Origin of the sequence: Marinobacter sp. ANT_B65 (assembly GCF_002407605.1) — a bacterium.
In the GTDB taxonomy this organism is placed as follows: domain Bacteria; phylum Pseudomonadota; class Gammaproteobacteria; order Pseudomonadales; family Oleiphilaceae; genus Marinobacter.
Genome location: NZ_NXGV01000003.1, coordinates 78,336 through 98,717, shown reverse-complemented (window position 1 = coordinate 98,717; position 20,382 = coordinate 78,336). Strand labels below are relative to the sequence as shown.

Here is a 20,382-nt window from a genome sequence, read left to right as displayed (position 1 = left end):
ACTATATTTTCGTAGTCCGCCGCGGAGGCGACACCACCAGCCGAGAAATCGCTTTGACTTTGCTATGCTTTACTGGCGTGAGCATCGTAAGCGGAAGCGCTATTGGTCTTGCGGAGGCTTTGGGGGTTGCGGCGTTGGCTTCGCTTTGGGCGCTTGTGTCGTTTCTCATTGGTATAGCAATTTTCAAATTCGGTAGAAAAATATAACCAGTGCATTAAATTCGTTCCGGCCCGATGGGCCTCCACCGGACGCCCTAGTCGGGCGCCGTTTATGCAAGCGTTATGCGCAAAAGAGGACAGCGCATGGAATATAAGAAAGGCGATAGAGTCAAGCACCCAAGCAAAGAAGACTGGGGGCTTGGTGAAGTTCTCGAAAATAGTAACGGAGCCACAGTCCGTGTGTTCTTTGTTGGTGCCGGAGAAAAGACATTATCTCTACAATACGTTCAGCCAATCAAAGTAGAAGGTAACGAGGCAAATAACGCTGTCCTTGATAATCTCAAAATCAGCAAATCCTCAAGCGGCATCAAATATCAAAGCCTCCCTCAATCCATACAGTTTTTCTTAGAGGAATTTCCAGAAGGCTTTTACGGCGAAAAATTCAAGGAGCATGAAAGGGATTACAAAGAAAAAGCCCATGCCTTAGCCCGTGATCTTTTAGGAAAAGAGGCTTTTTTCGGGCTATTGGAATCAGAAGATTACTCTGAAATAGTGAAACGTGCATTAAAGGTTGCCAATGCAACGAATCTAATATTCCCCAATGAAAAAATGTCATTAAAGGATGGGCTGCAAGCTTCTGAGGCTCAGAAGAAATTCAGTAAATCTTTATATTCGCTGCTCTATGGTGAGGAAGAATTAGAGAAACGGTTTGCTGATTTTGCCAAGGTTCTCGAATATATTGATGCCGCCAAATGGACAACTGCATCTTATTTCTTGTTCATAATTCACCCTGACAAGTATATGTTTGTAAAACCAACTATTACTCAATATTCGTCAGAGTTGTGTGGTTACGAGGTAAATTACAAGCCGCAGTTGAATTGGCTCACTTACAAGTCGGTTCTTGGCTTTTCAGAATATATCAGGTCTGAAATATCGGAGTTGAAACCAAGAGACATGATTGATGTTCAATCTTTCATGTGGTGCATTGCACCCGGAACGTATGGTGGCGTATAACAAGGCCATAAACTCGGACCTGGACTTCCCCCAGTTTAGTGGACACGCATCGATAACTCCGCAGGAGGAGATAACCGATGCCGAAGATGATCACGGGGAAGAAAACCCAGCAGTACAGCACTGAGTTCAAAGTCAAAGCGGTGGAGTGGAGTCACCAGGCCCACCGCAGCGTCAAAAGCGTTGCCGAAGCGCTAGGTATTCACCCCTTCATGCTGTCACGCTGGCGCAAGGAATATCGTGAAGGAAAGTTCGTCATGAAACGGGTCAAGAAAGCACCAGCAGACGCCAAGAAGAAAATACAGGAGCAGGATGAGGTTGCCCGCCTGAAACGCCGCGTATCGGAGCTTCAGGAGGAAAATGACATCCTAAAAAAGTTTCAACGTTTTCAGGCCGAGGAACGACGGAAGCGTTCCGGTTCGTCTGGAAACACCGACGGGAATACAGCATAAAAGCGCTGTGTCGTCACCTGAACATCTCTCGGTCTGGCTACTATGCCTGGGTAAACCGCAAACCCGGTCAGAGGGCTGCGGAGAATGCGGAGCTGTTACTAAAGATCCGTCGCATCTACGACAGTAACAAAGGTCGCTACGGCAGCCCCAGGGTCTATCAGGCACTGCATCGGGAAGGCGAACAGGTTGGTGAGAATCGTGTGGCGCNCCTGATGCAGGAATGGGGTATGAAAGCGCGTGTGATGCGAGTGTATCGTCGAATGGCTAAACGCCGTGAAGAACTCAAAGCCCTCCCTAATCATCGTTTGAGCGTTGAAAAGCCCGTTGCGGTGAATCAGCAATGGAGCAGCGACGTCACCTACATCAAGCTTGGCAGAAAGCACGTGTTCCTGGCTGTCGTTCTGGATCTGTTCTCGCGCCGGATCGTGAGCTGGCGCTTGGATGAAANTTTGAATGCGGCACTTGCCAAAGGCGCGCTGCGGGAAGCATTTGCAGTGAGGCAACCGGGAGCCGGATTGCTGTTCCACACGGATCGAGGCACGGAATACCGAGCTCATAAAACTCAGCTATTTCTGAACCAGAACCGCGTGCGCCATAGCATGAACCGGCCGGGTCAGTGTACGGATAACGCNGAGGTGGAATCCTTCTTCAAAACCCTCAAGGGAGAATTGCTGCATGCGACGAGTTTTGTGACGATGCGGCAGTTACGGAAACATATAAAAGACTATATTGATGGCTTTTATAACAGCCTACGGCTGCACAGTAGCCTTGGTTACCGGACTCCGATAGAGTTCGAGGGAATTAACTGATGGGGCGTGTCCATTTTATTGGGGGAAGTCCACCGTTTTGCGCTGGCGCTCCAAACGGCGGCTTATTCAAAGCGTTAGAACGCACAAAAGGAATTGAGAGTGATCGAGATACTTCTATATGCCGGTCTAGGCATATTCATTATCGGTGGAATTGGCTTGCTGATCGCGGCTTTTAGAACCCACATACTCTGGGGGCTTGGCGTTTTATTACTTGCGCCAGTTGGCATAATTTATTTGATCCTTCACTGGCATGATGCGAAAGGCCCATTCAAGCTACAGGTCTTCGGCTTGCTGATAATTGTGGGCTTTGCCTACGTGAATGGCGGAATAACACTGCCCTCATCGGTAAAATCAACCTTGGCCGGCATAGATAATTCCACACCGATGATTTCGTGGGGAGACTCATCCAATATACAGAATCAACGATTCACGTGTGATGGCAGGCAACACTGCAGCCAAATGCGTTCAAGAGCTGAAGCCGAGTTCTTCAACAAAAGCTGCCCCAACACAAAAATGGATGGCGATCGTGACGGCGTACCTTGTGAGAACGATTCAAGATTTTAGGTTTTGCGGAGTACGTTCTAACAAGTCAATTAAGTTCGTTCCGGCCTTTGGCCTCCACCGGACGGCCCTGTCGGGCCGCCGCTTATTTCAGCTACATGGACTCCCCCTGCGGTCAAGCAACGCCATTTGATTTCGAATCGGTTTGAGACTGCAGCTCTACATTCGGCCTCTGTGTGGGCGCTTTTGCCCGGGCCAGGATGATGATGCGTGTGAGTGATGACCTTATTCGTTAGCCGGCTTTTGCTAGCCGCAAAGCTTAACAGGTTCAATCACCCTCGGTCTGACCGTTCCGTCATCGCATGCCGTTGCAAGACTCGGTTGGCAGGCGTGCTCTGCCTGTCGTCGTTGCTCGGTTATCAGCCCTCCACAGGCTGCGTTTTAAACTCTGTCTGATTCATGAGCAGTGCCCATATAATCCGGGCATTCTTCGCTGCCAACGCGACGGCTGCCCGCTTGTACCCACGTCGCTCTACCAACTCTTTGGCCCAACTGCTTAGCCGGTCATTCTTATCGGATAATTTCGCTATGACTGCNCGGGTGCCATGAATTAACAGCGTTCGAAGATATTTGTCTCCGCGCTTGGTGATTCTGCCCAATCGGGGTTTGCCACCCGTCGAATATTGCCGGGGCACCAGACCCAGCCAGGCGGCAAAATGTCGTCCGCTTTTGAATTGTCTGGGATCAGGAGCGCTGGCGAGAATGGCTGTCGCGGTTTGTGGTCCAATGCCAGGGATAGCCATCAGGCGCTTGGCTTGCTCATCACGCCGGGCCATGGCTTCGATTTCCCTGTCATAAGCCAGGATCTCTTCATCAAGTTGTAGGATGCGCNGGTTGATGTTGTTGAGTAATCGCCTTGCCAGCATGGGTAAGCCGTTTTCGGCATCCTCCAGGATTTCTGGAATCCGGTGTCGAGCGTGATAGCGCCCTTGAGGGATGATCAGCCCGAACTCAGCCAGCAGTCCACGAATCTGGTTGATCTGGGCCGTGCGTTCTTTGATCAGCCCACGACGAATGCGGTGTAGGCAAAGTACCGCTTGTTGATCCTCGGTCTTGATCGCTACGAAACGCATATTGGGTCGACCGACAGCTTCGCAGATGGCCTCGGCATCGTTGTCGTCGTTCTTGCTGCTCTTGCGATAGGGGGCAACAAAGCGGGGGGCAATGATCCGGGCATCGTGGCCGAGCCTGGTCATCTCCCGTGCCCAGTAGTGGGCACCAGAACAGGCTTCCATACCGATCAGGCACGGTGGCAGCTGTGCAAAGAACGCCAGCAGTTTAGGGCGATTAAGCCGTTTGCGAACCACGACCTTGCCGTATTGATTGGTGCCATGAATACTGAACACAGTTTTCGCCAGATCGATGCCAATAGTTGTAACATTCATGAGGACTCCCCCTCTTCTGATTGAAGTCTGACTACACCTTCAATGTGGCACATGATTGATGCCATGGGAGCAGGGGGAGTCCATATCATTCGTTAAGTGTTAGGTGAAAGATGAGTAAGCCACCAAAAGAAATAGACGGAGTCAAAGTTTTGGAGTGGGCATGGTCAGGTGATAAGCCTTTTGGTGTACTCCGCTATGAATCCGGCGAAGTTGCCTCAGAAATATTTGGTTTGGCGATATGTAAGCACGATGATTCGGATATCGTGTACCGCTTTAGCTGTGACGCAAGCTGGGAGACTGAACAAGATTCAGACTATTCGTCAGTTGCAGAGGCAAAAGAAAACCTACCTGAACAATATCAAAAGATTAAGGCATACTGGCAGAAATATGGGTAAGCATTTAACAAACAAAGGCAGCATCGCCCTGCGGGCTGGACGGCTTCGCCGCCGCTGCTTTGGGCGTTATAGACAAGGAATGTTCTTAGATCATGGCAAGGAATCGTGGCCAAGGTGGGCCGATTGAAACAAGGTTGATCAGCCTTTTTGCATCACTGTTTTTCTCTATCCCAACAGCGGCATTCGTTTGGCTCTGGGTCAATTTAGAGTTGGCCGTCTATTGGGATGGCTTTCTCAGTAGCCGCTACCTTGTCAGCTGTATCATCATATTTGCTGTCTTGGCATTGCTGCTCCCGAAGCTTTTTCCGTCTATTCTCGCGGGTGTCTGGCGTGCTATAGGCAAGGTTTGGAGTTGGTGGTAGTCCTATGTATAACCAGTCGTTTAAGTTTGCTACCGGCCTGGCGGCCGTCCGCCGGACGCCTACTACGCTGCGCTCCGCAGGCGCCGCTTAACATTCAGCGTTATCACACAAGGAGGTGAATAAATGAAGCAAACAGGTAGTTGTCTCTGCGGGGGTATTCAGTACGAAATCAATGGTCCTCTGACGGATGTTCTGAACTGTCACTGTTCAATGTGCCGGAAGCTTCATGCCTCGGCGTTCAGAACGCGGGCTAAGGTGCGGTCCTCGGATTGGAACACCGTCAAAGGTGAGGAGTTACTGAAGTTCTACGAATCCTCCCCGGGTGAGCACAAAGGCTTTTGCTCAAACTGCGGCTCTAGCCTCTACACTAAATTCGATGCAGCCCCCGAGGTCTATGGTTTCCCACTTGGAACACTTGATACCGACCCGGGAGTTAAAGCGGAGCGCCACGTGTACGTTGGCAGTAAGGCGCCCTGGTTCAATATCACGGACGATCTGCCTCAGAATGCGGAATACGACTGAGTCAGTGATAACAAGTGCAGGCACGGCGACGTCCACTACATTGCGCCTTCGGCTCCATTGCGTGGGCGCGCATGCTGCAAGCGTTAAGAGGCAACATGTTCTGGAAGCGGAGAGGATCATTCAGGCTCATTCCTGTGCTCCCCAAAAACTATCGCAGTATTTGCTTGTACGCGATAAAGGTCGCGTCTGAGCCAAGCGTGGTAATGGATAATGGTGTGGTTGCCGACTTCTCCGAGCGGGGTAGGCTTACCCAAAAGGGCATTCGCAACTGTACCAATCTAGAAGTTCGGGATGGGGATGTTGGAATCCTAGGCTTCCATGATCACCCTGATGAAATGTGGATCAATGAAAACTACCAAGACTTCGCCACCTACTGCGAACACCAAGGTTGGCTACAAATCCAGGGGCCGGCCTCTTAACAATCGGCTGTTGTCGGACGCTCCTACGCTGGCGCTCCGGTGCGCCGCAAAGCCAAGGCGTTATGTTTCTATCAAGAAGGAATCCATGCATTGATCCAATTATTCTTTACTTTCTCTTTACTTTCTCTTTACCTAAGTTTGCATTTATCTGGTGTAAAATACTTTCAATGTTTGAACAAAAGCAACAAACGAATTTAAATCAATAAATTTAATCAAGGGTAAGTAAAATGAAAAACGTAAAATTAACTTTAGTAACAGCTCTTTCGGTTTTGGCTTTAACTTTTGCAGGCGTGGTATCAGCGGATAACAACGGCGGATCTAATAACCATAAACAACAAAATGAAGTTACTTATACAAAGAAGGTAAATAAAAACGTTAGCAAGAATAATGCGAAGACAGTAGTCGTTACTAAGAACGTTAAGAGTACTAACAAGAAAGTTGTTGTTAAAAGTATCCCAGCCAAGAAGGTTGTCGTTACAAAGATAGTGGTAAAACAGCCTGCTAAGACTAAACAACAATTTTATACTGTTCGTTCTGGTGATAATTTGTCACTTATTTCTGCAAGAACTGGAGTTAGTGTGAAGACGCTTGCAAAATTGAATCAGATTAAGCATATAAACAACATACGTATTGGACAGATATTGAGAATTCTATAATTTTAACTCAGAATTTATTTATAGATTTTTAAAAGACACCCCACCTTTTGGGGGTGTTTTGTATTCGCTAGATAGGTTGGTCTAACGATAAGTAGCCCAACTTTTTCATATCTAAAACAATCTATTGGGCTTCGTGCCTCAGCTCAACCTACAGAATTTTTGATGAAAAACCGCCCGGCCGAACGAAGTGAGACAACGAAGGAGCAATGCGACGCCGACTCGAAGGGTGAGTTTGAAAAACTCATAAAAAGTAGGGGGGTGTCATTTATGATCAGTATCTTTGGTCCTGAGTATGCTCATGGTGCTTTTGTAGCAAGATTACACTTCCAAGACAGAGGTAAAATTAATGTAATTATCAACGCTCAGTCAGAGTTCGAGGACTTCGGTATAAAAAGTGTTTCTAGTTAAGCCCAGTTATATTTTATTACTGAAACAGCTCTACTAGATAATTTTATAACTGAGTTAAAATAATTAAACAATGGCGATAGAACCATGGCATCTCTGAAATGTGCCTAACAAGTTGCTTCATCGGAAAAACTACTCGCTCACGCTCGCATTTTTCCGCTGAGCAAGGCGTTAAATGTACAAAAGGAGATCCCCTATGGGGCTGAAGGGAAGCTGTTTGTGTGGCGAGATAAGTTACGAAATCGACCCTTTAGATATGCCGATTGTGCATTGTCATTGTCAGACTTGTCGTAAAGCCCATGCGGCCCCATTTGCCTCCACGGCTGGAGTAAAGCGCGAGAACTTCCGCTGGCTCAGCGGCATAAATTCTATTTCTACGTTCGAATCATCTCCTGGAAAATTGCGCCATTTTTGCAAACGCTGTGGTTCTCATTTGGTCGCCGAGAGGCCTGCACAGCCACACGTAATTGTTCGGGTCGCCACTCTGGACGATGATCCCGGGTTGAAGCCAGAGGCCCATATCTGGGTGTCGCACGATGTGCCATGGCTTGAGTACGATAGGGTGTGTAAGCATAGCGAATGGCGCGACGACATTTAACAAATCAATCAAGTCCATTTCCGGCCTGGCGGCCGTCCACCGGACGCCCTAGCCGGGCGCCGCTTAATATTGGCGTCATGTGCGCTTGAACTATAGCCAACATAGGGAAACTTGATGACTCATTATTTTGGTTCTTGTCTGTGTGGCAATGCAAAATTTGAAGTGCAAGGAAATTTCGATGGCTTTTACCTGTGTCATTGTAAGTATTGTCAAAGGGATACCGGGTCTGCTCATGCGGCCAACTTATTTTCGAAGTCAGCTAAGTTGACTTGGTTGGCGGGTTCCGATTCTGTGACTACCTTCACGCTTGCAGGTACTCGCCACAAAAAAAGTTTTTGTAAGGTTTGCGGTTCAGCATTGCCAAGCACTCATGACACAGGTCTTCTAGTTATTCCCGCTGGGTGTTTGGATACGGAAGTATCAATCTCGCCAACAGCTCACATCTTTACATCTAGCAAAGCTGTTTGGGACGAGGGGTTAGGGGACTTGCCAGAATTCGAGGGGCTGCCAGAGTGAGCAGTTATCACATAACAAACCGTGGCAGTTAGCGCCTATCGGCGCCGGACTCGCTACGCTCGCCGCTGCAAAGCCAAGCGTTATGCTACTGACCCCGAGAATTCTCTTGTGCCAGCACTAAAACTGCAGGGTAGATGGGCATAGAGTATGCGCATATTATTGGTGTGTGATTTCTTATGAGGACTGAGCCATGCACGCCGCTGAAACCACCAAATTCATACGAAAGCCAACAAACCTATCGCTGGACAGCGCCCTTCTCAAAGAGGCTAAGGTTTTGGGAATTAATGTATCGCGGTCGGCAGAAGCTGGGATCGCCGAAGCCGTGAAACTTTATAAGCAAGAGAGTTGGCAGAAAGATAATGCCAATGCCCTCGTAAGCTCGAACGCATATGTTGAGGCTAATGGTTTGCCTCTCGCAAAGCATCGTCAGTTCTGATGGCTCGTTTTGATGTCTTCGAAAATAAGGGCGGAACTGGTTTTCTATTGGACGTTCAATCAGACCTTCTCAGTGGCGTGCCACAGTTGCCTAACCATTAAACTCGTTCCGGCCTGATGGGCCCCCACCGGGAGGCTTTTTCTTCGCTTCGTTGCGTAAAAGTCGCCGTTTATGCAGGCGTATGATCCTGAGTTATCGAAACTGGAGTAATGATGAATTTAGATGAGTTGATCCTGCGGGAAGCAAGGGGTGACGACTACCGTTCTCTTGTTACACTGGAACAGAAAGTGGTTGACGCAGAGCGACCTTATAACACGTCGCTTAAAAAGAAAGACGCCTATTACTATGACATCGAAAAGCTGATTTCAGATCGTGATAGTAGGTTGGTTGTTGGAGAAGTTTCTGGCGACATTGTCGCTACAGGGTACGTTCAAATACGCCACTCAAAGCCCGCCCTGGACCACGATAATCATGGATATTTGGGCTTCATGTATGTGGCAGAGGAGTACAGAGGGCTCGGGCTAAACAGGGTTATCTTGCAAGATTTGGTCAACTGGGGCCAGCAACGAGGAGTGACGGACTTCTATCTTGATGTGTACGCGGAGAATAATTCTGCGGTTCGAGCTTACGAGAAGTTTGGCTTTCGAGGCTCTCTGTTGGAAATGAAGTTGAATCTTGGGAGTTGATTCAAAGCATAGCCCGCGCAGGTATGGCGACGCCCACTGCATTGTGCCTTCGGCTCCATTCCATGGGCGCGTATGATGCAAGCGTTAAATGCCAGGAGGAACTCATGTCAGGAATCGCTAAAACTCCGACCCCGCCATATTACGCGGTGATTTTTAGTTCTGTTCGTACGGATAGTGACCATGGTTACGGTGCTATGGCTGACAGAATGGTAGAACTGGCAGCCCGGCAGGATGGATTTCTTGGTATCGAGTCAGCCCGCGAGGATGTTGGTATCACCGTTTCGTACTGGGCCAGCGAGGAAGCTATCAGGAACTGGAAGAAAAATGCTGAACACCTTGAAGCCCAGCGTCTGGGCCATAAAACCTGGTATTCGGAATTCAAGGTCCGGGTTGCTAAGGTAGAGCGGGCTTATGGTATTTAACCAGCAAAAAATATCCGGCCCCGGTCTGGTGGTCGTCCACCGGGTCTCCCTGCCGGGCTGTCGAGTAGTTCAGCGTTATGTGGCAAGTAAATGGAAGCCTTTTAACAGTGTGTTTTTTATGGGGCTGTAGGATTTGGAGCGCACGGAACGTACTGAAACAGGCAGGAAAAATCTGGCAGGTAGCCTTTGGATGGTTGCTTCTATGGGGGCATTCGCCGTTGAGGACGCCTTTATTAAAGTGGCAACCAGGACGCTTCCGATAGGGGAGGTGCTTATCCTTTTCGGTCTGGGTGGCATGTTGATTTATATTGGTATGCTTTACTTTAATCGTGAGCCTCTTTTTATTCCGGATGTTTTATCTCGCCCTATGCTGATACGGGTGGGCTTCGAGATAACAGGACGTCTTTTTTACGTACTTGCCATTGCTTTGATCCCACTGTCTGCGGCAACGGTAATCTTGCAGGCAACACCTCTCGTTGTGGTTGCTGGTGCCGCTCTGGTGTTTGGCGAAAAAGTGGGCTGGCATAGATGGGCAGCCATTATTCTGGGGCTCCTGGGTGTGATCGTTATAGTCCAGCCAGGCACGGACGGCTTCTCCGAATTGTCTCTGTTAGCGATAATCGGGATGATCGGTTTTGCTGGTCGTGATCTCGCAAGCAGGGCAGCCCCAGCGACCATTGGAACATCGCTTCTTGGCCTATACGGGTTCTTGTCGGTGGTCGTGTCGGGGGTGCTTTACTCCATCTGGGCAGATACCCCATTGGTTATTCCTGAGAGCGAAGCATCTCTGGCAGTAATGGGCAGTATCATGGTGGGGGTAATAGGTTATTCTTGTTTGATGAAGGCCATGAAAACAGGGGAAGTTTCCGCTGTTACACCCTTTCGCTACACCCGGCTTCTGTTTGGTATAGCCTTGGGATTTTTATTTTTTGATGAAGTGCTGACGCCTGGGATTCTGTTCGGGTCGATATTGGTTGTCATGTCTGGACTTTTCATTATGTGGCTGGGAAAACGCCGGGAAATGCACGAGATACCTGTACTGCCATAAGAGTTCAATTATGAATGTGGATAAAGCAAAAAAGCGTATATCAAAACAAGTTAAAAAGGGCTTCTCTGGTTATCCAGAGATAGCATTAGAGTACTTTGGAAAAACACCGGAATGTGCAACTGAAGTGGTTGTTTCATTTACCCTGGAAGAAGGTGCGGAACCACAAGAGCAGAGATTTAAAAGCGAATCTGATATCCGGGAAGATGAGGCTGTCCAGTCGGCGTTAGTTAAAATTATTGAACGTGCTAATGCGTCTACAGTCACTGAAATTGATGGTGTTTCGGCAATCAAATGAAGACCTTAATCTCTTCAGGTGTCCGGGAAGATGTTCGGGTTGCCGGTGGATGATGTGACGCTACCTGCTGATGCGGGGAGTTATAAGGCAATGAATAAAAAGGAGTTCCAGTGGTAACCTGTTATCTGAAATACATTATAGATCCCTACAAAGTTCCGGAGTTTGAACGCTATTCCAAAATGTGGATACCTCTGGTCCGGAAATTTGGAGGTCAGCATCATGGATATTTCCTGCCGTCCGAGGGCGCTAACAATGTCGCGCTTGCGTTGTTTACTTTCGAGTCGTTGGCAGCCTACGAACAATATCGTGAGGCCTCACTTAAAGATTCGGAGTGTCAGGCTGCGTTCAGATACGCCGAGGACACTCGCTGTGTACTGAGCTGTGAGCGCAGTTTTATGAGGCCGGTTTTTGAGTGAGCTTGTAACCAGTCATTCTTCCAGGACATCAGTAAAAAGCTGCAAGGCAAAACCGCTTTTCCGGGCGCCAGAACGTAACGTTCCTGGCTTCCTCCGCTGGCATTCCGAAGTTGGTCGCCGTTTTCATTTTAGTGATCCAACTGGCAATGAGTATGCCGTCTGGTCAGAGTCAGGCGCGTAGCAGGAGTGGCAGTTTGAGGTATTTTACAGCAGCGACTCAATAAATCGTTTGTCCTTGTAAACTCTCTGCTAGAACTCGTCTGCCCGAACCGGACACCATACGTTATCAGGCAAGCTTTCGTCAGGCTCGTACAGACCTATTTCCACTGCCCTGATCTTCATCATCTCATCCCGATCAACGTACTCAAGAGCCGCGCTGATAAGTTCTCCATCCACTGACACACCATTAACAACCAAGCAGGTCCTGTCATCGACGAGGCCCTGATGGGTTTTCGAAACGGCATCAAACCAGAACGGTGGAGCAAGAAACTCCACATGCTGATCCAGGTCACCGGAGAGTTCAGAGTGAATTTGCTCCACCAACTCCTGTGATAGGTAGCGCTCATAGGTTGCAAACGTAGGTGTCTCTGATAGATCGGTCACCATGTGCTGATAGGTGTCGAGCATATCTTTTGTTTGTGAGTGAGGTGCTGACTGCAAAGCGGCACACCCGACCAATAGCAATAGGGGCGTCGCCAGAGCTGTCTTTCGGTATACCTCCAAATTCATTGCAAAGCCCTCTCGAGTTGCCGGTCTACGCTAGTTGTTCTGCCTTTCAGCGCTCGTGCAGCACGGCAGAGCCAGCCAGAGCACGACAGGATCAATTCCTCCACATCAATGGTTCCCCGGACAGATAAAGCCAATGCCCCGGCAAACATAAAGCGGGCGGTATAATTCAGCTCTCCTTCACTATTCACATTCATCGAAATGCCAACTCGGCGAACCTGAATACCTAGCTCTTTCACCGCATGTGTACCCCTCTGTCAGCCTGGTTGTCTGAGTACCCGCTTTAGTGCCGACTGGCTTGCCGGGCAGCCTGAATAATATTCTCACCAATCAAATCTTCGTAGCTGGCCCACAAGGGTTGCATGGCGGTCTGCCAGGTGGCCAGCTCGGAGGCTGAGGGTTTGAATACGGAGATGCTTTTCATGCTGGTCAGTTCAATTTTGTCGTTGGCGCTTTTAGCCTTGGCCACAGCGTTGCCGTATTTCAGCGCCATCTCCAGAGCGTAGCGGAACATGTCGCGGTCTTCTTCGTTCAATTCCTTCCAGAAATCCGAATTTGTGATCAGCATGTAATCCAGTACGCCGTGGTTGGATATCATCATATAGGGCTGGTGTTCGTAGAAGGCTTTGGAATAAATGTTGGACCAGGTGTTTTCCTGCCCCTGAATGCGTTGTTCGGCGAGCGCGCTATAAACCTCGGAAAATGCCATGGGTACCGCTTCTGCATTGAGCAGCTCGAACTGTTTGATCAGTACATCCGAGTTCATGGTGCGAAAACGCAGACCAGCCAGGTCGCCTGGCTGGGTGAACGGGCGATCGGCGGTCAATTGCTTGAGGCCGTTGTGCAGATAACCAAGCCCCAGGATGCCCTGGCTGTCCATGCTGGTCAGCAGGCTCTGGCCGGTGGGGCTCTTCTGGAAGCGGTTCACGGCTTCAATGTCCCGAAACAAAAAGGGCAGATCGAAGACTTTAAGTTTCTGGGTATAGGCTTCAAATTTGGACAGTGACGGTGCTGCAAAATGAATGCGGCCTTCAGCGATGGCAGAGACGGCTTCGTCGTCATCCATCAGATCGGAGTTGGGGTATATGACTATCTCGAACCGGTCGCCCATCTTGCTCTCGATCATCGATTTGAACATCTCCGCCATCTTACCTTTGGGCGTATTGGGTGAGACAACGTGGGAGAACACCAGTGGCTGTGGTTCGGCCCACAAAAACATGGGTAGTAAGAGAGTAATGAGTCCCAGCAGAGTGGGGCGGATAAGGCGGTTCATCATGCGACTCCTGTTCGCTAATTGCTGTCAGCTGCTAACCCCCCATTTTTTGCAGGGTTCAAAAGTAGACTTCAGGCCATCATGGCCAGTTTCTGTTAAAGAATAATTTCTATGAGCCCCATTTGGGGCCGTTCGTGATTGTGATGACAAAGCCCCCGAGTTGCATGATTCCAGGCTTCCCCGGTGCTCTCGAATAGATACTATATCAGCCAACCATATCGAAAGGATTGGTTTTAGCGCTTTATAACAGGGGGCTGTTGCGGCCATGGAACCTGCAATTGGTAGGGTGGTGCACGTTATATGGGGTACGGTATTTAAATTATCCATTAACAAGGTTGCTCCAAAAAAATAGCAATCCGCACTGGTACGCTTAAAAATCCGATATCCGGTTCTCCTTGAAGAGAATGTTTCGATCAACTTCCCGGATGTCGGTTTTGCCGCAAAATGCCATAGACAGGTCCAGTTCGTTGTAGATGATATCCAGAGCCCTTGCGACACCCTGTTCGCCTTGTGCGCCCAGCCCATAAAGCATGGCCCGGCCAATAAAGGTGCCTTTGGCACCCAGTGCGGTTGCCTTGAGAACATCCTGACCGGAGCGGATACCGCCGTCCAGGTGAACTTCCACCTGTCTGCCAACCGCATCGACAATAGCGGGTAATGCGGTGATGGAGGACGGTGCGCCGTCCAGTTGTCGGCCTCCATGGTTGGAAACAACGATTGCATCGGCACCGGCTTCAACTGCGCGCCGGGCATCTTCGGGGTCGAGAATACCCTTGACGATCAGCTTGCCGCCCCAGCGTTTTTTGATCCATTCCACATCCTGCCAGGACAGGGTGGGATCAAACTGCTCTTTGGTCCAGTCTACCAGTGAGGAGATACTGTCGACGCCTTTGGCGTGACCGAGGATATTACCAAACTGACGATTTTTTGTGCCCAGCATGCCAATACACCAGCGCAATTTGGTGGCGATGTTCAGGATGTTGCCCAGTGTGGGTTTTGGTGGCACGGAGAGCCCGTTCCTGATGTCTTTGTGCCGTTGCCCGAACACCTGTAGATCCATGGTTACCATCAGCGCAGAGCAGTGGGCACGGCGGGCGCGCTCAATCAGGTCGGCGGTAAAGCTGCGATCCCGGGTGACGTACACCTGAAACCAGAAGGGGTGTAATCCCGTTGCTGCAGAGACTGCTTCGATAGAGCAGATGCTCATGGTCGAGAGGGTGAAGGGGATGCCGAAGGTCTTTGCTGCCCGTGCAGCCAGCATTTCGCCATCGGCATGCTGCATTCCGGTCAGGCCGGTTGGTGCAATGGCAACGGGCATGGCTACCGGTTGGCCAAGCATAGTGGTTTCGGTCGTGCGCCGGGTGATGTCGCAAGCCACGCGTTGCCTAAACCTGATGTGTTGAAAATCCGTCTCGTTGGCACGGTAAGTGGATTCGGTCCAGGAACCACCATCGACATAGTCATAGAACATGCGTGGCACGCGCTTTTTCGCCAGCACTCGCAGGTCTTCAATACAGGTGATCTCAGCCATAAATTGGCGCTACCTTTTGAAGCGTGGATAAAAACAAGCCGCCAGATCATGCGGATAAAGCGGCTTGTGTTTGACGGGCTGGTGCTATCACCTTTATTGGGATATCAAGGCTTCTCGTAATTCATGTAACCGTTTTGAATGACGATATGGTCGGCGATGTATTTTGCGTCATGCCAGACTCCGTAAATAAATGAGGAGGCGCGGTTGACGAGGTTCGGCAGGCCGAGGAAGTAGATACCACTTTCTGCGCTGATGCCACGTTTGTGAAATGGCTGCCCGTTGTTATCGAACGCGTTCACCTGCAGCCAACTGTAATCAAACTCGAAGCCTGTAGCCCAAAGAACGGTCGTGATGCCGGCTTCTTCTACGTTAAGGCTAAGAACAGGCTGCTTGAGGCAGTCCGGATCTGGCAGCAGTTCCCAGGCTTCAGGTTCTGGCGGGAAGGACAGCCCGTTCTGTTCGATGTAGGCATCGGCCTCACGCAGAACATCAAAATAGGCCTCGTCACCTTCGGCGATATTCTTTGTCAGGCCATCCCGGAATTCCAGCACGCCCTCGTTCCAGGACTTGGTAATTCCCACCAGGTTGACGCCCATTTGAGCCAGTCGGCGGAAGTCCACGGTGCGGCCACCTTCGTAGCCGCTGACTGCAAATGCCACATGCTGTTTTTTCGGTGTGATCTTGACTTCATCCCATAGTCCAAGGGCTCCGAGCCACCAGACATAGTCTCGGCCACGGTAAGAGCGGGGCGGCCGGTAGTGCTCGCCGATAGAGAGGTAGACTTTCTTGCCGGACTGCCGCAACTCTTCAGCGATCTGAGTGCCGGAGGCACCTGCTCCCACAACCAGCACGGCACCTTCGGGCAGTTGCCCCGGGTTTTTGTAGCTGGAGGAATGCAGCTGATGGATGCCGCTGCTCTCGGGAATGATATTCGGGTATCTGGGGCGCTGGAACGGGCCAGTGGCGGCCACCACATTGTCGGCTTCGAAAACGCCCTCTGAGGTGGTTACGGTGAAGCCGGGGCGACCCTCGTTGTGCACAACCTTTGTGACATTTACGCCGGTGCGAATAGGAGCGTTCAGCATTCTCGCGTAGTCTTCAAAGTAATCCGCCACTCGCTCTTTCGGTGGAAATGCCTCCGGATCCACTCCTTCAAATTTCAGACCGGGAAAGCGGTCATGCCAGGCGGGACCATTAGCTACCAGTGAATCCCAACGCTCTGAGCGCCAGCGTTCCGCGATCCGGCTGCGCTCAAGTACCACGTGGGGCACGTCCATCTGGGACAGGTGTTCGCTCATGGCAATTCCCGCTTGTCCTGCACCGATCACTAAGGTGTTAATTTTTTCCACTGACATGTGAATATCCTAAAGGTGGTTGCTCCTGACTATTTGGCCGATGTGTTCTGTATCGCCAGCCGTTCGGAAAGGCCGGTCACTCAGAATACATCTCGCATCGACAGGTAAAGTCTGAGCAAAGCCGCCGCTGTTGAACATCATGCAATTCGAAGCCAGAGCTTAGGAAAAAACAAACCGTGATTTTCCGGTTTCTGTGGCAGTTCGAAAGGTCGACAGCCTTAAAGGCGCCGTTCATTTTGTCCGTTCAGCGGAGGGTGAATATTTGATTGGGACAGATCAGGCACGCAGCAGTTTGGTCAGGCGTGCCAGCATCGCGTCACAGGCTTCAAGTTGTTCTATGGTGATGAATTCGTCTGGCTTATGCCCTTGATCCATACTGCCCGGGCCGCAGATTACCGTGGGGATGCCGATCGCATCATAGAGTCCACCCTCGGTACCGAAGGCAACGGTGGAGAACTCCCCGGATTCACAGATTTCGGCAACCAGGCTGGCTGCATCGCTTTCAGCACTGGTGACCAGTCCTGGATAGGATGACAGCTCCGAAAACTGAATATCGGTGCTGGCATCCACTGCATGCATTTTCGGCAACACCTGTTCAAGGGCGTATTGCTCCAGCTTTTGCGCAACCTCTTTGGGGTTTTGCGCAGGAAGAGCGCGTATCTCGAAGTCGAAACGACAATTGTCGGGGACGATGTTCAGTGCTTTGCCGCCGCTGATGACTCCGGTCTGCACTGTAGTGAATGGCGGATCAAAGCGGGAATCGCACAGCTCCGGATTGCGAAGTTCAGTGCCAATGCGTTTTAGCTCGCCGATGAGGTCGGCAGCATTCTCGATAGCATTGACGCCTTCGGGTGCGTAGGCCGAGTGGCAGGCCGCACCATGGACGTCACAACGCATTGCCAGCTTGCCCTTGTGGCCGAGTACCGGTTTCAGTTCGGTGGGTTCGCCGATGATGCACAGTTTCGGTCGATTGGTGCGCTGCTCCAGTGTCTCCAGCAAACTGCGGACCCCCAGACATCCCACCTCTTCGTCGTAGGATAGAGCGATGTGTACGGGCACCTTGAGCGGACCGTCATCAAGCATCCCGGGGACGGCGGCGAGCACGCATGCAATATAGCTTTTCATGTCGGCTGTGCCACGGCCGTAAAGCCTGCCTTCATGTTCGCTGAGTCTGAAGGGTTCGAAAGACCAGTTCTGCCCATCTGCCGGTACCACATCGGTGTGACCAGACAGTACGATTCCCGGTCGGTCGTCCGGCCCCAGCGTCGCAAACAGGTTTGCCTTGCTACGTTCCTCGTTGAAGATCAGTTCGCAGGACACTCCGAGTTGATCAAGGTAGTCCTGAACGAACCCGATCAGTTTCAGATTGGACTCGCGGCTGGTGGTATCGAATGCGATAAGCTTCGACAAAATATCTTTGCTGTTCATTTATACCGCTCCTGGAACACCGTAACCGGGGGCCTCGGTAGGATCCAGGGCACGAGTGATATAGTCTTGCATCTGCGGTTTGTAGTCGTCCCAGAGCTGGGACAGTGCACCAATGGGGTTTTCATCTGCCCAATCCACACGCAGATTGACCACCGGCCATTCGACCTCATCTACGATCATCATCGCGGCGGAGTGCACGGGGCCAGCTTCGCCCCCGGCTGAAGCCGCTGCCTGCATGGCCGCGATCAGCCGGTCTCCCAGATCGCCCTCGCTGTTTTCAAAGGTTTCTACCAGCGTGCTGATGACGTTTTCGTTCGCCAGTATGTTGCCGGCACCAACGCATTGTGTTCCTTCAACGGCGGCGTGGCATCCCAGTGTTTCGCTGCCACTGAAGTGAGCGGTATTGCCGTGATGGTCAAGTACCGTTACCTGCCGGTAAGCGCTGTAAGCATCGCAGGAAATAGCCTTGCTCAGGGCCTGTTCGGGGGACAGACCCTGTTTCAGTAGTTGGAGCACGTCCGTACCCAGCGACGGCAGGGTGATGTTCTGTGTGGAAACGGCGCCGACACCGCTGCTGAGCCAGGGGCATCGAGCACCCACGGCAATGCTGGATGAGCTGATAGCAATACCGAGTTGTCCTGTCTTTGCGCATCGCCCGACGATTGAGAAAGTCATATCTGTCTATCCTTTTCTATTCCGTTTGAGCGCCACTGGTATGGCTATGGCGCCGGGGGGATCAAAACAATTGACCGAAGTGCAGCTGCTCCTCTGCCTCAGCGTGATGCCTCCACATTCAGCACCCGTCCCAGGCCTAAAAAGCGATTGGCCAGGATCAGCAGAGTGGCAGTGACTGCAATGTAGATAACTGAAATCGCGGCCAGGGTCGGGTCGGCAAATTCGCGCACGTAGTTGTACATGGCTACCGGCAGGGTCTGTGTTGCCTGTGTAGTCACGAACATCGACGCGGTGAATTCGTTGAATGACAGGATTGCAGCAAAGAGCCAGCCACCGAAGAGTCCGGGAATCATCAGTGGTATGGTCACCGTCCACACCACTCGCAACGGTGATGCGCCCAGGCTGGCTGCGGCATGCTCAAGGCGCAGCTCCAGATTGTGTAGCGACACAAACAGGCTGCGCAATACAAACGGCAGTACCAGCACGATATGACAGAAGATCACTAGTGGGTATCCGCGCCCCAGGTCGAGCTGAGCGACCAGCATCAGTAGTCCCAGACCAATAGTGAAATGAGGTATGAACAGCGGTGACAGCAGTACTGCTTCGAGCATGCGCTTGCAGCGGAATTCATAGCGGGTAATGGCAATGGCCAGGGTGGTGCCTATCACCACAGCAAGAGTCGATGCCCAGGCGGTGACGATCAGTCCCGCGTAAAACCCCTGTTTGAAGTCGTTGTAACTCACTGCCCGCTCGAACCAGCGCAGAGACCAGCCCTTGGGCGGGAAGAAGAGTACGGATGTGCTGCTGAACGAGGAGAGTGTTACGACCACCGTTGGAAGTAACACGAACGCCAGAATCAGTACCACGAGCAGGCGGCCAGAAATTCCCAGCCATTTTTCGTATTGTGATCCGGTCATATCAGTGGGCTCCTACACGTTGCAGTGAGTGGGTCATCCATTTGAATGTGGCCAGCAGCAGAACGGTTAGTATCAGGCCGACGATGCTCAGTGCAGCGGCAAACGGGAAGTTCAGAGATGAAAAGCCGAGCTGATACACCAGTGTGGCAACGGTGCTGACTTTGCCGCCACCGATCAGTTGTGGTGTGGCAAAGGCGCTGAAGGTCCAGGCGAAGGCAGTGGTAAGGCTGGCGACAATGCCGGGAAGTGACAGCGGCAGGGTGATGGTCAGAAAGGCGCGAACGGGGCCGGCGCCCAGGCTGGTGGCAGCCCGCCGGTAGGCCGGATCTATGTGGGAAAGTCCGGTCGCCAGCATCAGCACCATTATGGGCATGGTGACGTGAACCAGAGCCAATACTACGCCGGTCTGGGTGAACATCAGTTGTAGAGGCTTTTCGATCAGGCCAATGGCAAGCAGGGCGCTATTGATGAATCCGCTGTTGCCCAGCACGATAATCCAGGAGTAGGTGCGTACCACCTCACCGAGGAACAGCGGGGTGATGGCGATGATCAGGATGGTGGATTTCATCCAGCCGGAGCGTGTTCGTACCAGGGCATAGGCCAGTGGGTAACTGAGCAGAAGCCCGAAAAATGCCGTTTTGATACTGAGCCAGGCCGTAGTAACAAAAGCGTTGATATAGATGCTTTTGTACAGGTCCTGAAAGTTGTCGAGGGTATAGCCGCCAACGTCCAGTGAACCGGGAATATGTGCGCGTATGCTGTACTGAAGTACGGTCAGCATCGCGACCATCAGGCCGAGTGCTGTCAGAACCGAAGGTAGCACGAACCAGGGGACAAAAGCGGGTCTTTGAGTCATGGGGCTTCCGTAAGAACAAAGGCCATCAGGTATGGCTGCTGAAATATGGGGTTACTGTGGAAAGGGCGC

Annotated in this window: 23 protein-coding genes and 1 pseudogene; 15 read left to right on the top strand and 9 right to left on the bottom strand. The window is 51.2% G+C overall.

The window, feature by feature from the left end; all coding sequences use genetic code 11:
• Positions 1 to 302 precede the first annotated feature (302 nt).
• The 4 genes and pseudogenes from CPA50_RS13580 to CPA50_RS19700 all read left to right on the top strand — a co-directional run bounded on the left by CPA50_RS13580 (position 303) and on the right by CPA50_RS19700 (position 2,994).
• Complete coding sequence (locus CPA50_RS13580; protein ID WP_179397233.1) at positions 303 to 1,172, top strand: DUF3553 domain-containing protein; 870 nt, start codon at positions 303 to 305, stop codon at positions 1,170 to 1,172.
• Positions 1,173 to 1,249: 77 nt separating this feature from the next.
• The gene (locus CPA50_RS13575; RefSeq protein ID WP_096783079.1) at positions 1,250 to 1,621 is read left to right on the top strand and encodes a transposase; all 372 of its coding nucleotides are present in this window, start codon (positions 1,250 to 1,252) and stop codon (positions 1,619 to 1,621) included.
• Positions 1,606 to 2,430, top strand: a pseudogene (locus CPA50_RS13570) (IS3 family transposase); the annotation flags it as partial. The gene CPA50_RS13575 and the pseudogene CPA50_RS13570, both read left to right, overlap by 16 nt.
• Positions 2,431 to 2,529: 99 nt before the next feature.
• On the top strand, positions 2,530 to 2,994 hold the full coding sequence (locus CPA50_RS19700) for an excalibur calcium-binding domain-containing protein (RefSeq protein ID WP_227519658.1): 465 nt from the start codon (positions 2,530 to 2,532) through the stop codon (positions 2,992 to 2,994).
• A 356-nt stretch (positions 2,995 to 3,350) separates the two neighbouring features.
• Here the strand turns inward: CPA50_RS19700 and CPA50_RS13555 are convergent, their stop codons facing one another.
• The gene (locus tag CPA50_RS13555) at positions 3,351 to 4,376 is read right to left on the bottom strand and encodes an IS110 family transposase (protein WP_096783077.1); all 1,026 of its coding nucleotides are present in this window, start codon (positions 4,374 to 4,376) and stop codon (positions 3,351 to 3,353) included.
• Positions 4,377 to 4,486: 110 nt separating this feature from the next.
• Here CPA50_RS13555 and CPA50_RS13550 point away from each other — a divergent pair, with 110 nt between their 5' ends.
• The 11 genes from CPA50_RS13550 (at position 4,487) to CPA50_RS13480 (ending at position 11,552) form a co-directional block, all read left to right on the top strand.
• On the top strand, positions 4,487 to 4,771 hold the full coding sequence (locus CPA50_RS13550; protein WP_096783076.1) for a hypothetical protein: 285 nt from the start codon (positions 4,487 to 4,489) through the stop codon (positions 4,769 to 4,771).
• A gap of 485 nt (positions 4,772 to 5,256) precedes the next feature.
• Complete coding sequence (locus CPA50_RS13540; RefSeq protein ID WP_096783074.1) at positions 5,257 to 5,655, top strand: GFA family protein; 399 nt, start codon at positions 5,257 to 5,259, stop codon at positions 5,653 to 5,655.
• A 646-nt stretch (positions 5,656 to 6,301) separates the two neighbouring features.
• Entirely contained in the window at positions 6,302 to 6,730 is a 429-nt protein-coding gene (locus CPA50_RS13530) for a LysM peptidoglycan-binding domain-containing protein (RefSeq protein ID WP_096783072.1), read from the top strand.
• Between the two features lie 601 nt (positions 6,731 to 7,331).
• On the top strand, positions 7,332 to 7,733 hold the full coding sequence (locus CPA50_RS13520; RefSeq protein ID WP_096783070.1) for a GFA family protein: 402 nt from the start codon (positions 7,332 to 7,334) through the stop codon (positions 7,731 to 7,733).
• A gap of 114 nt (positions 7,734 to 7,847) precedes the next feature.
• Positions 7,848 to 8,249: a GFA family protein gene (locus tag CPA50_RS13515; protein ID WP_096783069.1), complete on the top strand. Its 402-nt coding sequence runs from the start codon at positions 7,848 to 7,850 to the stop codon at positions 8,247 to 8,249.
• Positions 8,250 to 8,439: 190 nt separating this feature from the next.
• Positions 8,440 to 8,685, top strand: a complete 246-nt coding sequence (locus CPA50_RS13510) for a type II toxin-antitoxin system CcdA family antitoxin (protein WP_096783068.1) — start codon at positions 8,440 to 8,442, stop codon at positions 8,683 to 8,685.
• 209 nt (positions 8,686 to 8,894) lie between these two features.
• Positions 8,895 to 9,371 (top strand): GNAT family N-acetyltransferase, encoded by a 477-nt coding sequence (locus CPA50_RS13500; protein WP_227519657.1) that lies wholly within the window; start codon positions 8,895 to 8,897, stop codon positions 9,369 to 9,371.
• Between the two features lie 104 nt (positions 9,372 to 9,475).
• Positions 9,476 to 9,793, top strand: coding sequence for an antibiotic biosynthesis monooxygenase family protein (locus CPA50_RS13495; protein ID WP_096783067.1), 318 nt, complete (start codon positions 9,476 to 9,478; stop codon positions 9,791 to 9,793).
• 133 nt (positions 9,794 to 9,926) lie between these two features.
• Positions 9,927 to 10,841, top strand: a complete 915-nt coding sequence (locus CPA50_RS13490; RefSeq protein ID WP_264754001.1) for a DMT family transporter — start codon at positions 9,927 to 9,929, stop codon at positions 10,839 to 10,841.
• Between the two features lie 10 nt (positions 10,842 to 10,851).
• Positions 10,852 to 11,136, top strand: a complete 285-nt coding sequence (locus tag CPA50_RS13485) for a hypothetical protein (protein ID WP_096783065.1) — start codon at positions 10,852 to 10,854, stop codon at positions 11,134 to 11,136.
• Positions 11,137 to 11,246: 110 nt separating this feature from the next.
• Entirely contained in the window at positions 11,247 to 11,552 is a 306-nt protein-coding gene (locus tag CPA50_RS13480; protein WP_096783064.1) for an NIPSNAP family protein, read from the top strand.
• A 249-nt stretch (positions 11,553 to 11,801) separates the two neighbouring features.
• Here CPA50_RS13480 and CPA50_RS13475 read toward each other — a convergent pair whose 3' ends face one another.
• The 8 genes from CPA50_RS13475 to CPA50_RS13440 form a co-directional block, all read right to left on the bottom strand.
• On the bottom strand, positions 11,802 to 12,281 hold the full coding sequence (locus CPA50_RS13475; RefSeq protein WP_143750750.1) for a hypothetical protein: 480 nt from the start codon (positions 12,279 to 12,281) through the stop codon (positions 11,802 to 11,804).
• Between the two features lie 280 nt (positions 12,282 to 12,561).
• Complete coding sequence (locus tag CPA50_RS13470) at positions 12,562 to 13,554, bottom strand: DctP family TRAP transporter solute-binding subunit (RefSeq protein ID WP_227519656.1); 993 nt, start codon at positions 13,552 to 13,554, stop codon at positions 12,562 to 12,564.
• 367 nt (positions 13,555 to 13,921) lie between these two features.
• Positions 13,922 to 15,082, bottom strand: a complete 1,161-nt coding sequence (locus tag CPA50_RS13465) for an alpha-hydroxy acid oxidase (protein WP_096783061.1) — start codon at positions 15,080 to 15,082, stop codon at positions 13,922 to 13,924.
• 104 nt (positions 15,083 to 15,186) lie between these two features.
• Complete coding sequence (locus tag CPA50_RS13460) at positions 15,187 to 16,437, bottom strand: flavin-containing monooxygenase (protein WP_096783060.1); 1,251 nt, start codon at positions 16,435 to 16,437, stop codon at positions 15,187 to 15,189.
• 276 nt (positions 16,438 to 16,713) lie between these two features.
• Complete coding sequence (argE, locus tag CPA50_RS13455; protein ID WP_096783059.1) at positions 16,714 to 17,865, bottom strand: acetylornithine deacetylase; 1,152 nt, start codon at positions 17,863 to 17,865, stop codon at positions 16,714 to 16,716.
• A complete protein-coding gene (locus CPA50_RS13450; RefSeq protein WP_096783058.1) occupies positions 17,866 to 18,540 on the bottom strand; it encodes a DUF1028 domain-containing protein in 675 nt (224 codons plus the stop codon).
• 98 nt (positions 18,541 to 18,638) lie between these two features.
• Positions 18,639 to 19,457, bottom strand: coding sequence for an ABC transporter permease (locus CPA50_RS13445; protein ID WP_096783057.1), 819 nt, complete (start codon positions 19,455 to 19,457; stop codon positions 18,639 to 18,641).
• A 1-nt stretch (position 19,458) separates the two neighbouring features.
• Complete coding sequence (locus CPA50_RS13440) at positions 19,459 to 20,313, bottom strand: ABC transporter permease (RefSeq protein WP_096783056.1); 855 nt, start codon at positions 20,311 to 20,313, stop codon at positions 19,459 to 19,461.
• Positions 20,314 to 20,382 lie beyond the last annotated feature (69 nt).